The organism is Paenibacillus sp. ALJ109b (assembly GCF_010747435.1).
Lineage (GTDB): Bacteria > Bacillota > Bacilli > Paenibacillales > Paenibacillaceae > Paenibacillus > Paenibacillus taichungensis.
Window position 1 is genome coordinate 226,194 of record NZ_JAAIFP010000013.1, and the last position, 14,008, is coordinate 240,201.

12 protein-coding genes and 1 riboswitch are annotated in these 14,008 nt (G+C 48.0%); of the genes, 8 read left to right on the forward strand and 4 right to left on the reverse strand.

All coding sequences use genetic code 11. From position 1 onward, the window contains the following. The first annotated feature begins 66 nt into the window (after positions 1-66). From G3352_RS15595 to G3352_RS15605, 3 genes are all read left to right on the forward strand, one after another. Positions 67-546, forward strand: coding sequence for a helix-turn-helix transcriptional regulator (locus G3352_RS15595; protein ID WP_163757765.1), 480 nt, complete (start codon positions 67-69; stop codon positions 544-546). Positions 547-619: 73 nt separating this feature from the next. Beyond that, entirely contained in the window at positions 620-1,123 is a 504-nt protein-coding gene (locus G3352_RS15600; protein WP_163757767.1) for an EVE domain-containing protein, read from the forward strand. Between the two features lie 222 nt (positions 1,124-1,345). Then, positions 1,346-1,939, forward strand: a complete 594-nt coding sequence (locus G3352_RS15605; RefSeq protein ID WP_163757768.1) for a YdeI/OmpD-associated family protein — start codon at positions 1,346-1,348, stop codon at positions 1,937-1,939. 328 nt (positions 1,940-2,267) lie between these two features. On the opposite strand, the gene G3352_RS15610 is transcribed toward G3352_RS15605, so the two are convergent. Both G3352_RS15610 and G3352_RS15615 read right to left on the reverse strand, forming a co-directional pair. Further along, the gene (locus G3352_RS15610; protein WP_163757770.1) at positions 2,268-2,897 is read right to left on the reverse strand and encodes a TetR family transcriptional regulator; all 630 of its coding nucleotides are present in this window, start codon (positions 2,895-2,897) and stop codon (positions 2,268-2,270) included. Between the two features lie 178 nt (positions 2,898-3,075). Further along, the gene (locus G3352_RS15615; RefSeq protein WP_163757772.1) at positions 3,076-4,401 is read right to left on the reverse strand and encodes an APC family permease; all 1,326 of its coding nucleotides are present in this window, start codon (positions 4,399-4,401) and stop codon (positions 3,076-3,078) included. A 239-nt stretch (positions 4,402-4,640) separates the two neighbouring features. Next, positions 4,641-4,761, forward strand: a riboswitch (guanidine-I (ykkC/yxkD leader). Positions 4,762-4,833: 72 nt separating this feature from the next. Between G3352_RS15615 and G3352_RS15620 the strand changes: the two genes are divergently transcribed. The 5 genes from G3352_RS15620 (at position 4,834) to G3352_RS15640 (ending at position 12,022) form a co-directional block, all read left to right on the forward strand. Then, positions 4,834-5,547 (forward strand): urea amidolyase associated protein UAAP1, encoded by a 714-nt coding sequence (locus G3352_RS15620; RefSeq protein ID WP_163757774.1) that lies wholly within the window; start codon positions 4,834-4,836, stop codon positions 5,545-5,547. A gap of 1 nt (position 5,548) precedes the next feature. Continuing rightward, on the forward strand, positions 5,549-6,223 hold the full coding sequence (locus G3352_RS15625) for an urea amidolyase associated protein UAAP2 (RefSeq protein ID WP_163757776.1): 675 nt from the start codon (positions 5,549-5,551) through the stop codon (positions 6,221-6,223). Further along, on the forward strand, positions 6,216-9,935 hold the full coding sequence (gene uca, locus G3352_RS15630; protein ID WP_163757777.1) for an urea carboxylase: 3,720 nt from the start codon (positions 6,216-6,218) through the stop codon (positions 9,933-9,935). Before G3352_RS15625 ends, uca begins: the two co-directional genes overlap by 8 nt. Beyond that, positions 9,932-11,674, forward strand: a complete 1,743-nt coding sequence (locus G3352_RS15635; RefSeq protein WP_163757779.1) for an allophanate hydrolase — start codon at positions 9,932-9,934, stop codon at positions 11,672-11,674. The genes uca and G3352_RS15635 overlap by 4 nt, the downstream gene beginning before the upstream one ends. Before the next feature lie 195 nt (positions 11,675-11,869). After that, a complete protein-coding gene (locus tag G3352_RS15640) occupies positions 11,870-12,022 on the forward strand; it encodes a hypothetical protein (RefSeq protein WP_163757484.1) in 153 nt (50 codons plus the stop codon). A 43-nt stretch (positions 12,023-12,065) separates the two neighbouring features. Here G3352_RS15640 and G3352_RS15645 read toward each other — a convergent pair whose 3' ends face one another. Together G3352_RS15645 and G3352_RS15650 are read right to left on the reverse strand one after the other, a co-directional pair. Next, positions 12,066-13,106 carry an alpha/beta hydrolase gene (locus G3352_RS15645; RefSeq protein WP_163757781.1) on the reverse strand — a complete coding sequence of 347 codons (1,041 nt, stop codon included), beginning with the start codon at positions 13,104-13,106 and terminating at the stop codon, positions 12,066-12,068. A 218-nt stretch (positions 13,107-13,324) separates the two neighbouring features. Continuing rightward, a complete protein-coding gene (locus G3352_RS15650) occupies positions 13,325-13,963 on the reverse strand; it encodes a DUF554 family protein (RefSeq protein ID WP_345940766.1) in 639 nt (212 codons plus the stop codon). Between the last annotated feature and the right edge of the window lie 45 nt (positions 13,964-14,008).

Genomic DNA, 14,008 nt, shown 5'->3' on the forward strand with positions numbered 1-14,008 from the left:
TAGAATGAGTTAGTTTGGATGATCAAACGGTAGGGGCTAGAAAATGAACAAACGTAAAATCGCTTTATGTACCTGAAAAAAATGCCGGGAACGGATGGGAATCGGTATAACATGCGTGAGGTTTCTCCATATGGACTCTCACTGGTTCAGGAGAATTGGGTATTGATTGCACGTTGTGATATGCGACAAGACATTCGTCATTTTCGTTTGTCACGCATGACTGAACTTTCCGTGCTGGAGGATCAGTTCCTTTTACCGTCTGGCTTTGATCTAAACAGTTATCGACCTCCTGACGACGACCGTAACGAACAAATATTAATTCGGGCTAAACCTGAAATTGCTGACAAAATTATGGAGGCAATTCATTTTTATATGGATGCATTTGAGGAGCGGGAGGAAGGTGTCATTTTTCATTTTCGTGTCCGTTATCCAGAGGAAATATTGCATTATTTACTTGGCTGGGGTGGAGATATCGAGGTATTAGAGCCGGAGTCTTTACGCTTCCGAATGCAGGAAGTAGCCAAAAACATCTTAAAACACTACTGACATACACCTGTCAGTAGTGTTTTTTTATACTTTGACATATCACAGATCAAGAGGAATTGGAGTTGGTTGCAGGATGAGAAGTGCAACGGAAGCATTGAAATCATTGGAAACGACAGACAGCAGATATTGGATTGGTGTTGTATCTGCTTCTCATGTAAGTGTAGCCGTAGAGGGAGGATTTGCGCAGCTGTGCCATGGCAAGGCAGCACTTTTGCGACAAATGTCCCAGGATGATTGGATGATATACTACTCTCCACGTACAGACATCTCAACAGGGAAACCACTTCAGGCGTTTACCGCTATTGGTCAAATTACCGACGATAGGATATACCAATACCAGATGTCGGAATCATTTGTACCCTTTCGCCGAGATCTCCGTTATCTTCCGTGTCGAGAAGTAAAGATCGCAACGTTGTTAGACAAACTCAGTTTCACACGCGAAAATCGCAATTGGGGGTTTCCATTTCGTAAAGGCCATTTTGAGATTGGGGCTGAAGACTTCATGATAATAGCTTCCTCCATGTTAGAAGATGAGACACAGTCACTACTAGATATCGGCTTAATCCAGAAATGTTAACCAAACCAAAAGCCCATAGATTGTCTATGGGCCTTTTTGCTTTATGGATAATCAAATCCGCCACCGTTGATATTACATTTACGAAGATGCTGGTCTTGTTTCGTTGAGGTTTAAATTCATTTGGAAAAGTCAATAAAAGCTCTGTAAGCAACGCTGTACAATCCACTGAAAACCAGTACAATTGATCCTATAAGAACATGAGATAAAGAGAGGTATTTCTCCATGACGGATACAAGTGGGAATCGCAAGGTTGACGGCTATCTAAAGAAACTCAAAACGTGGAAGGAAGAGTCCACAAAGCTGAGAGAGATTATTCGGAATTTTGAACTGACAGAGGATATGAAATGGATGCATCCTTGTTACATGCTGGATGGGAAAAACATCGTACTAATTCATGGATTCAAAGAATACGTGGCCATTCTATTCTTCAAAGGTGCTCTGCTGAAGGATACACACGGCATTTTGGTCCAGCAAACGGAGAATGTACAAGCAGAACGCCAGCTTCGTTTCACCAGTCTGGAGCAGATTGTGGAGCAGGAGGCTATGATCAAAGCCTATATCCAACAAGCAATTGAAGTGGAACAGGCTGGATTGCAAGTGGAAATGAAAAAAACTGCCGAATATAGCGTTCCCGAGGAACTTCAGCAGCAATTCGATGAGAATCCTGCCTTCCGAGATGCATTTGAAGCACTGACACCCGGACGGCAGCGGGCATATCTCTATTATTTCTCACAACCAAAGCAATCCAAAACAAAAGTGTCACGAATAGAGAAGTACATGCAGCCGATTCTGGAAGGCAAAGGATTGAATGATTAATAGATGAGTGATGACTAGCGATGCTGTTCCAAGCGATAACGAACCTGAGAAACGTTATTCCTGCCCGAAGGGGAGCGTCAGCCTAAAAAACGGCCCATATTGTCGAGATAACATCTCTGTGATTCGTTACAATTCGGAATTGTACAAAAAAGAGGGAATTAGCGTATCCACAATTCGTTAGAATGAAGCGAATGATAGAGAAAAGGCATCGAGCAAAGCTACAGAGCAAACCCCAAAAGGGCATTCCCTGTCTTCCGTATGACGTATGACAGGGAATGCCTTTTTTATTATGATTTTTAGCTAGAGTCCTTCTATGCTGAGCTACTGATTATACTGAAGCACTAACCAGAGGCCATGTTCTCTGCAATCTGACGTAGGCACGCTCCGCACCGCTGCGTAGCAACTCAACCCACAACCCTTGCAGATGCACCATGAAAAAGGCGAAGGAGCTTTCCGCAGCGGGATAAGGTTTCGTTCTTTGCAAGGGAACAGCAACCTGATATTGTCCAGAGTTAGCAAGGGATATGTAGAATTCCTGATCCGCCGGCTCCTTACTGAACACAGTGAACAAAATCCGCTCCAATTCATCGATATAATGATTACGCAAGTCCTGAATTGGAGCTTGCAGGTGCTGCGGAGGATAAAGGAATGTTTTGAGCATATAAGAAACACTCGGTTCGCTCTCGTAACGATCAATGAAGCTGGACAAGAATTGAAAGAGCACTTCTTTGAAAGCTCCGTCAGAACGAATTTTCGTTAACTGACGGGCAAAGTCCAACTCCTGTGTAAGTGAATCATGCAGTAATTCGAGATACAACGCATCTTTATTTGTGAAATACGTGTAAATAGAAGGCTTCTGTATACCGACTTGTTGTGCAATGGTTTGTAACGAAGTGCCGTCAAAGCCGTGGATGGAAAATAACATCAGGGAAGCTTGTTTAATTCGTTCCAACGTCACAGCAATCCCTCCCGTTACGCGCTATTCTATTACTCTATCTGTTGGCTCTACATGCTGTGTTCTATCAATCCGTCAGTGGGTTAAGCACTACCCGCCAAATCTCGTGTGCCCTCACTAACTGACATGATCAAACGAACAACTGAACAATCAAAGTACCATTGAACCAAATCACCTTTGTTTACAAGGCTTCATCCACTTTGGATATGCTCATGGTTGCGGGCTTCAAACGTTTAACAAGGTAGTATATGAGTCCAGCTACGAGCCATCCGGAGCCAAGCATCAACGAGGAAACATCGAGTAGCGTGATAAGATAAAATACAAATCCGGCACCGAGTAGCGGACATAGGAAACGTACGAACATATCACGGGGAGAACGCTGCTTTTCACGAATAATATAGTGGAATATAACGGATAGATTGACGAACAGAAATGCGGTTAATGCACCAAAACTAACAAACATGATCGCTGTCTCCAGGCTGATAAACATAGCCGATAACGAGATGACACTCATGAGAACAATGTTGAACACTGGAGTTCGAAGTGTAGGGTGGAGTGATGCGAATGCTCGTGGCAACAAGGACGTTTTTCCCATCACGAACATAAGACGTGTTACGGTCGTCATGGAGGACATTCCCTGAGATAGTACAGAGAATATAATGACAAAGGTGAAGATCGAGGCAAGTAAAGGACCACCGATCGATTGCATGAGTTCAAAACCTGCGGAATCGACATGATTAAACGTGAATGAAGGGTACATCTGCTGAATCAGGAAAGCTGTGACGAAATACATTAGTCCTGCCAATAAAACGATGATAATAATGGCCCGAGGGATAGTTTTCCTTGGGTTTTTCGTTTCTTCGGTCATGGTCGTAATGGAATCAAAACCAAGGAACGAGAAGCATACGAGCGAAGCTCCGGCAAGAATAGTGGAAATGGGGACACCATCTTGAGTATTAAGCGGATTCCAGCCTGCGGTGATTCCGCCTTGAAAGGCTCTGTATACAAGTAAGGAGCAAAAGCCTGCAATGAACAGGATCTGCATGGATACGAAGATTTTGCTGACATTGGCTGATGTTTTGATCCCGATAATATTAATGATCATGACCACAAGGGTACATAACAGAATCCAGACAAAGGAAGGGATCGAGGTGAATTGTGCGTGAAGATTAATACCGAACATGAGCACGGCGATAATACAGGAGAAGAGATAATCGAGCAGGATGGCCCACCCGACAAGGAAGCCGATAAACGGGTTCATGGATTTGGTCACATAGGTATACGCAGATCCCGACACGGGGAACGCCTTGGCCATCTGACCATAACTTAGCGCGGTGAACAAGATGGCTATAAATGCAAGCAAGTAAGCTGCCAGTAGCATGCCTTTGGAACCTTCATGTAACACACCGAAACTGGTGAAAAAGATCATGGGTGACATCCAGGACAGACCCATGGTCACGACGTGAGACAACGATAAGTCTCTTTTCAAAGTTAGTTTATCTGACATAGTATCTCCCCCTGATTTCGGAATGTATCGATTTTTTGCAATAGTGTTTGTCATGACACCTCACATTTAACCAAGATTTTTTGGAAATCACAAGCTTTTTTTTCGTAAAACGAGGTGGAAATGCCTGTGAATATAACATGAATCCGATCGCTATATTGAAGAAAATAATTAAAATAAAAATATTCTTGTCACTTTTTTTGTTGTGTGTTAGGATTGTTCACATGAACAACAACCGAATACAAAATGTTTTCTAGGGTTCCGAACGGTGGCTCACACTGTTGCCTGGTCCGAGAGAAAACGCATGGAAGCAGCTGATCTGGCTCACTTCCATGTACACGGCGGGAAAAAAGCCCGGGAGAATGTACCAAATTCATTTTTGGTATTTCTCCCGGGCTTTTTTATATTTTTTTCTACTACACAGGAGGTACTGATATGACTTCAATTCGCATCCAAGCAGGTGGCAAGTGGTCAAGTTACATTAGTCGGGGCAAGAACATTCGAATGACAGCGCTGGGGGATCGCGCTAACCTGACAACACTTCTGTTTCAGGCTTCCGATCCTTCCGAACGTTACAACATGCCGGATTCACTCAAAGCGCAACACACCGCATACCTGACATCAGGTCATGTGTTGATGAGTGATCAGGGCCGTGTCCTTGCATCCATTATCGATGACACGACGGGTTGGCATGATACGTTGTCGGGATACACAACACGTCGAAGTACGGATCGCAAATATGGAGTTACGACCTATCAGCAGGAGCGAAATGACTGGTACCGCAGCGGATATGAGAATCTGGTGGTAGAGATGTATCGACATCGGCTGACGCCTCGTGATCTCGGTACGCCGGTTAACTTTTTTTCCAAAGTGGTCTGTGAGCTGGATGGCACGATGCGATACGAATCGCAACCGACTGCAGGTACTTCGGTAACGCTCCGCACGGAAATGGAACTTCTTCTCGTCGTATCCAATACACCGAATCCGCTGGACCCGGAAGGGTGTTATCCAGATTCAGTTATTGAGCTGACGTTCAGTGATGCCGAACCTGTGAAGGAAGATGATCGCTGCCTTGTTCATTGTGAGGAGAATCGGAGAGCATTTGAAAATACCTGGCAAGCACAATCGTTACTGAAAGGGGCCTATTAATATGAGCACATCAACATTTGTAGCGACCACTAGCACACGGGAACCCGTCAAAGCGATCTATGACCACATCATCCCGGCAGGGGATGGATGGATCCATGATCTGGCCGCAGGCCAGGTACTCCGCATTGTCGATCTGGAAGGGAATCAGGCGGTGGATACACTCTTTTATGCTACGGAAGATCCGGGGGATCACTATAGCGCTATTCAAACGATTACCGGACAGCAGAACCTGTATCTGACGACCGGATCAGTGCTGGTTGCGGAGTCGGGTCGGGAGCTGCTTCAGATTACCGCGGATACCTGTGGCAGACACGATACGATTGGTGGAGCTTGCTCGGCACAGAGCAATACCGTTCGGTACTCCCATGATACGCTGCCGATGCATAACTGCCGGGATACATTCATGCTGATGCTGTCCAGTCGCCCGGAGTTCTCCAAACGGGATCTGGCTCCCAACGTCAATTTCTTCATGAATGTGCCGGTTACACCCGAAGGCAAGCTCACATTTGCAGATGGGGTATCGGGGCCAGGCCGGTATGTGGAACTGGTGGCTCTCGCTCCTGTCACGGTGTTGATCAGCAACTGCCCACAGCTTAACAATCCATGCAATGCATACAATCCGACACCTGCTCAGGTGCTGATCTGGGAAGCTGAAGGGAGCGATTCTCATGTTTAAAAAAGTACTCATTGCCAATCGCGGAGCGATTGCCGTCAGAATCATTCGTACGTTGCGTCAGATGGGCATTGCTTCTGTGGCCGTCTACACCCAAGCAGATCGCGATAGTCTGCATGTTGAACTGGCAGATGAATCCATCCTGATCGGTGATGGCCCGGCGAAGGAGAGTTATGTGAATGCCGAGCTTATCCTGAACACGGCCTTGGCGGCTGGTGCTGATGCAATTCATCCGGGGTACGGATTTTTAAGTGAGAATGCGACCTTTGCGAGAGCGTGCGGAGAGCAGGGAATTACGTTTATTGGACCAACTGCGGAGCATATTGAACTGTTTGGCCTGAAACATACGGCGCGTTCCATTGCGGAACAGGCGTCTGTACCGTTACTTCCGGGTACAGGGCTGGTACCATCGCTGGATGTGGCGATGGAACAGGCCGCTGCGATTGGTTATCCGGTTATGCTCAAGAGCACCGCAGGTGGCGGCGGGATCGGGATGCGCATCTGCACGGATGAACAAGCGTTGCAAGAGGCATACGATTCGGTAACCCGACTGGCTGTTGCGAATTTTAACGATGGCGGCGTGTTTCTGGAGAAATATATCGCAAGAGCAAGACATGTCGAGGTGCAAGTTTTCGGTAATGCTTTTGGAGAAGCGGTGGCACTGGGTGAACGGGACTGTTCCGTACAACGTCGGAATCAGAAGATTATTGAAGAGACCCCGGCACCGAACCTGCCGGAAGCAACGCGAAGCGCCATGCATGAAAGCTCCAGAAGGCTTGCTGCGACAGCGGGATATCGTAGTGCGGGTACGGTCGAATTCCTGTATGACCCGGAGACAACACAGTTTTATTTCCTGGAGGTCAACACTCGGTTACAGGTGGAGCATGGGGTAACGGAAGAGGTGCTTGGCGTCGATCTGGTTGAATGGATGGTTCGGGAAGCAGCCGGAGAGATGGAAAATCTGGCGGCTCTGGTTCATCAGCCGCAAGGCCACAGCTTGCAGGTGCGACTGTATGCCGAGGATTGTTTGCATGATTTTCGCCCGAGTGATGGCCGGATCGATGCTGTCGTGTGGCCAGAACATGTTCGGGTGGAAACGTGGATTCGCAGCGGTGTACAGGTGACCACCCTGTATGATCCGATGCTGGCCAAAGTAATCGTGCATGCCGAATCCAGACAGGTCGCCATAGAGAGCATGATTGAAGCACTCGCTGCATTGCGAGTATACGGTATAACGACCAACCAGACTTACATTCAGGCGTTTCTGGATACGGAGCCTTTTCGGGAAGGGTTGGTATATACGAACATGCTCGCTGGATTCAGTCCGGCAGAGCATGCCATTGAAGTGCTGGACGGTGGGATTCAGACTACGGTACAGGATTATCCGGGCCGCAAAGGGTATTGGGATATCGGTGTACCGCCTTCGGGTCCGATGGATTCGCTTGCGTTTCGAATCGGCAATCGTCTGCTAGGTAATGATGAAGGTGTGGCGGGGCTGGAAATGACTTTGCGCGGAGGCTCGTACCGCTTCCGTGATGAAATGACATTCTGTCTGACAGGTGCGGATATGTCTGCAACGCTGGATGGAATACCGATTCCGCTCTACACACCCACACTTGCGGCTCAGGGTTCTACTTTAGTTCTGGGTGAAGCTGTGGTCGGCATGCGGGGTTACCTGCTTGTCTCCGGGGGACTGGATATGCCGCTGACGCTGGGCAGTGCGTCAACCTTTACTCTGGGGGAGTTCGGCGGGCATACGGGCAGTGCACTGCGAACGGGTGCGGTATTGCGAGTTCATCCAAAGCGGCAGCAGGAGAAACAGGTAAGTCAGCAGTGGAATCAGGAACAAGAGCAAGTGCAGCAGTCTAAGCAAGAGGGAATGCAGCAACAAGTGCGGCAAGACCAGCAACGGATTTTGCAGCCGCTCTCTCTTCATCAACAACCGGAATTAACCCATAACTGGATGATTGGTGTTATTCCGGGGCCTCACTGCACGCAGGAATATCTTTTACAGGAATATTTGGAGCAGTTGACGGAGACGGAGTGGGAAGTTCATTTTAACAGCTCACGTACAGGCGTGCGATTGATTGGACCTAAGCCGCTGTGGGCAAGAGAAGATGGCGGAGACGCCGGGCTTCATCCATCCAACATTCATGATAATGCCTATGCGGTTGGGGCACTTGATCTGACCGGAGATATGCCAATTCTTTTGGGGCCGGATGGACCGAGTCTGGGAGGATTTGTATGTCCGGTGACAACGGCGTCAGCGGAATTCTGGAAAGTCGGACAGCTGTCTCCGGGCGACAAAATAAAGTTTAAGCTGATCACAGTGGAGGAAGCCGAGCAACTCCGGGATGCACAGCATACCTATCTCGATTCATTGATCGAGGGGGGCGAACGTCTTTCTTTGCCGAAACTGTTGGATATTTCTTCTGGCGCCTATATGCCAATTCTCGCTTATGAGGAGCAGGGACGTCGGTTTAAGATCGGTATTCGTTGCTCTGGTGACGAGAATATTCTGATTGAATATGGAGATCGGGAACTGGATCTTCTGTATCGCTTCCAGGTCTATGTGTTAATGCAAACGGTGCGTGACAGTGGACTGATACCGTTCATCGAGATGACACCGGGCATTCGCTCCTTGCAGATTCATCTGGACAGCACCCGAATGACGGTGAAGGAAGCCGCGGCAATCATTATGGAACTGGATCTGCAATTGCCGTCGCTGGATTCGATTGAAGTGCCATCCCGGATTGTCAAGCTGCCGCTGTCCTGGGATGATCCGGCCACCCAACTGGCGATTGAACGTTACCAGCAGAATGTACGCCCTGATGCGCCTTGGTGCCCCAGTAATCTGGAATTCATTCGCCGCATGAACGGACTCGGCTCGCTGGAAGAAGTCGCTGAGGTGGTATTTAACGCATCCTATCTGGTGATGGGACTGGGTGACGTATATCTCGGAGCACCAGTAGCTGTACCGCTTGATCCGCGTCATCGTCTGGTGACGACCAAATATAATCCTGCACGCACATGGACACCGGAGAATGCGGTTGGCATTGGCGGCGCGTACCTGTGCATTTATGGCATGGAGGGGCCGGGTGGATATCAATTTGTCGGTCGTACGATCCAGATGTGGAACAAATTCAGAGAGACAGCCAACTTCCAGCAGGGCAAACCGTGGTTGCTGCGTTTCTTTGATCAGATTCAGTTCTATCCGGTATCCAAGGAGGAGCTGTTGCAGATGAGAGAGGACTTCCCGCGCGGGCAGATGGTGGTTGACGTGGAAGAGACAACGTTCAATCTGGGTGAATATCTCAGCTGGCTGGAAGAGATTCAGGAGCCTTCCGCACGTTTCCGGGATTCACAGCAGGCTGCATTCCAGCAGGAGCGGGAGTATTGGAAGGAGCTTGGCATCGCAGAACATGTGTCCGAACCGGAAGTTGCGAGTGCGGCGGAGCATGAGGCTTTGCCCGAAGGCAGTCTGGAAGTGAACAGTTCGATGTCCGGCAGTGTATGGAAGGTGCTTGTGGAAGTGGGTCAGAAGGTACTCCAAGGCGAAGACATTATAATAGAAGAAAGTATGAAAATGGAGTTCCCGCAAAAGGCACCGTATGACGGAATTGTCGCTTCCATCTATGTCTCATCGGGGGATCAGGTTCGTGCCGGGGACTGCATTGCAGCTATATATCCTGTAGAAGAGGTGAACGCGTCATGAGCCAATCATCTGTACCAGGGCAATTCACCGTAGCTAACTTGCAAAAAGCTTATCGCCATCGCCACTTCACCCCTCAGGATGTGATCGAGGTTATTATCCAGCGGGCAGAGCATGCCCGGGATCGTAACATCTGGATTCAGCCGCCGACCCTTGAACGGATTCAGCCGTTCCTGGATCGACTTGCGCTGATGAAACCGGAGGATTGCCCGCTTTGGGGCATTCCGTTTGCCATCAAAGACAATATTGAGGTAGCCGCGTGGACGGTTACGGCGGCTTGTCCTGACTACGCTTATGTCCCGGATCGCCATGCGACCGTGGTAGAAAGACTTATTGCTGCAGGTGCCATTCCGGTGGGGAAATGCAATCTGGATCAGTTCGCCACCGGACTTGTGGGCACACGAAGTCCGTATGGCGATACACATAATGCGCTTCGTCCCGAGCTGATCAGCGGAGGCTCCAGTTCGGGATCGGCCATAGCGGTAGCATCTGGTCAGGCGGCGTTTGCTCTCGGAACGGATACCGCCGGATCAGGACGTGTGCCAGCAGCGCTGAATAATCTTGTTGGATATAAGCCGGCGGTGGGTGCATGGCCTTCGGCTGGAGTCATTCCCGCTTGTCGCAGCATCGATTGCGTCACTGTATTCGCTCATGAGCTGGTCGATACACAGCGCGTGGACGAGGTGGTGCGGGGTGTAGATGTGCAAGACCCGTATTCTGTGCATCGCCCGTTGAGTCGAGGGGAGATGCCGCGTACCTTTTTGCTGCCGTCCAATGCACTGGAATTCTATGGTCCTTATGCTATAGCGTATGAAGAGGCATGGTGCCGGAAGAAGGAAGCCATTCTAGCATCCGGCGTAGCTGTGAAAGAGATCGATATTGCCATGCTACAGGAAGCGGCGGCGCTTCTGTACGAAGGTCCTTTGGTTGCGGAGCGCTGGTCTGATCTGGATGAATATGTCGAGGCACATGGGGAAGCGGTCTTTCCGGTTACGAAGACGGTACTGGAGTCTGGGAAAAAAGAAGCCTTTACCGCTTCAACCTTGTTCAAGGCCCAGCATCGCTTGGCAGAGATCCGAAGGCACACCGCAACTTTGCTGGAGAATGCCGTGCTGATTCTGCCGACATGCGGGGGAACCTGGACCCGCGAGCAGGTGATCACGAATCCGATCGAAACAAATAGCAAGATGGGGTTGTACACCAACCATTGCAATCTGCTTGATCTGAGTGCTGTGGCGATTCCCGCAGGCTGGGCAGAGGAAGGGCTTCCTTTTGGCATAACACTGTTTGCCCGTCCGGAAGAAGAAGCAAATATCATCTTGGCATCTGAACTTCTGCTTCAGCAGGAAGATGTCATTACGGTTGCCGTGTGTGGACTTCACCTGCGCGGAATGCCACTGGAACCCCAGATGACTGGACTCGGTGCCGTATTCCGGGAAGAGTCGCTGACGGCGCCTGTGTATGAGATGTATGCACTGTCCACCACGCCAGCCAAGCCTGGTCTTGTGCGCACAGTAACCGGCGGCTCATCCATTGAAGTCGAGCTGTGGGATATGCCGCGCGCTTCGTTTGGAGCCTTCACCGCGTCGATCCCCGCCCCGCTTGGCATCGGTCAAGTCGAGATGATCGATGGCAGAAGTGTGAGCGGATTTGTCTGTGAGGCCTATGCTGCGGAAGGTGCCGAGAACATCAGTGACTCGGGCGGATGGAGAAAGTGGATTGAGGCAGCGGTTAGATCTTGAGTGGGATTAGCAATATAAATAAGGTTGCAAAAACAAGTCTTTCGGATATGAACTGAAAGACTTGTTGCTGTATGTTTAGATGGGGGAACCAAGCGGTAACTGATAGAAAAAGCGGTGCTTTACCTGAAGTTGTACGTTATGATAATAATTCAGTGATGAAAGGAACGTCTGCACGTATACGGATGGGGTTCAAGTGTGCAAGTCCCACAAACGCAATGTGAAGCGATTGAAGTGGAACAGGCTGGACTAAAAGTGAGAATGAAAAATACTGCAGAATATAGCGTTCCAGAGCAACTTCAGCAGCAGTTCGATGAAAAAAGCAATCCAAAACGAAAGTTTCACGAATAGAGAAGTACATGCAGCCGATCCTGGAGGGCAAAGGATTGAATGATTAAGGTTTGTGCTTGATAAAGGTATCTACCATCCAATCAAAGAATCTTTGCTTCTCTTCATAATGTGGGTAGTGAGCCGAGTTCTTATAGGCAATGAATTCCTTTTGATTTCCTTCAATCTGGTCAAAAAACACCTTGGCGGCATGGGATGAAGTCATTAAGTCGTAATCTCCCATGACAAAATAAAAGGGGAGGTCCAGCTTCGTAATCAAGGATGGCAAAGGACGGCTCAGGGCTTCACTTATCAGTATTTCTTGCGAATAAATGATCCCTTTATTAAAACGAATGGCATCCAGCATATTATATTCATGACTGAACGTCATTCCCAGGAAGCTGGTGTCAGGGCTGTCCATCAACCTTGATGTGCCTCCATAACGTTTAACGATATCTCGCGGCATGAATGCCTGTCCTTGTTTGATCGGTTCATAGATCTGCTCCAACTGGTTTATGTCTTCATGATTATCGGCCAGTTGGGCTTGCTCCATAACGTAATTCCATCCGTCCATTTCGCTCTGTTGTGTATCTGCCATCTGCCCAATCCCAATGTAGGCTTCATATTTATCGGGTGCTCGATGCGCAGCAAGAGTTCCTATGTATGTTCCGTACGAATGACCAATTAATATTACCTTTTTCTTCCCCAGACGTTGAGTAATATAATCCGTGACGGCCAGTGCATCCTCAACCAGCACATCAGCTGAGAGATTGGAATAGTCCTCCAAAAAATGATAGGATTTGCCGCTTGCTCTCTGATCATAGTTCACAATCGTAAACTGAGATTCTAATAAATCCTGGTACTTTTTGGCGTACGGAAGTTCAGATGCACCCGGTCCACCGTGTAAATAAAGGATAACTGGGTTGTCCAGATCCTGCCCTCTGATCATGATTTCATGTCCCGTACCATTGATTTTAACTTGTTCCAATACATGAATAGGGTTTGTGCCTTTTATTTTTGGCGTCCATGTTGGAAAGTAAAGAACTGCGAGTGATAGTGTTAGAGTCGTGATGCCGAGCCACAAACCTGTTTTTTTTATTTTGTTCATAGGATATGTCTCCTCTGGTTCAATGTCTTGAAGTAATTATTGTTCATAAACTCATAATTCTATCTTACGTGACTCTTCATTGATTCAAATCGTACGCCAGATTGACTTTGTTCTCCTTCTCAGGTTGGACATAAAAAGACCTCAGTCCTGATGAACAGGACCAAGGCCGCCGCTTAACTATCTTTTTATGTTTATGGAAAGACCTCAGTATGCTAAAGCTATAGCAAAAATATCGGAATAAATAAGGCAGGCAGCAGATTCAATACTTTGATCTTCGTGATCCTCAAGATGTTTAACCCCGTACAAAGCGCCAGGATGCCACCAATCAGAGTAATTTGGTTCATGATGTTTGTCGTCATGAAGATGGATAAGAAATCAGCGGAGAAGAAGACCAGAATTTCGATCACCAAAAGGATGAAAGCTGAAAAGATGATGCCGATCCCAAAGGTGGATGCCAGAATCAATGACGTAATGCCAGAGAAGATCGTATTGATTTGCAAAAAGGTGTTATCCCCCTGTAATGCACTCTGCAGTGGCCCCAGGATCGGGATCGATCCCACGCACAACAATGAGATGGCAACCGTTAACCCTTCATTTAAACCATTGGACGAGAATTTGGTCATAATGTTGGACAAGATATGCTCGAAATTAATCAGTTGCCCAATGATTCCGCCTAAGGTAAGGAAGATGATAAACATAATCTGATATTGACTGGTGGAGATGCTGCTAATGGTTGTACTTATGCCTATAATGAGCGCACTGATCCCAATCACTTGATTGAGTATGGACTTGTAACCGTCATTCATGAACCTTTTGGAGATGGCTCCAGGTACTTCCGCATATAATGGAAAAACAATTGATCAATATACCAAGCATGATTTCACTCCTGATCCTATTCTCAA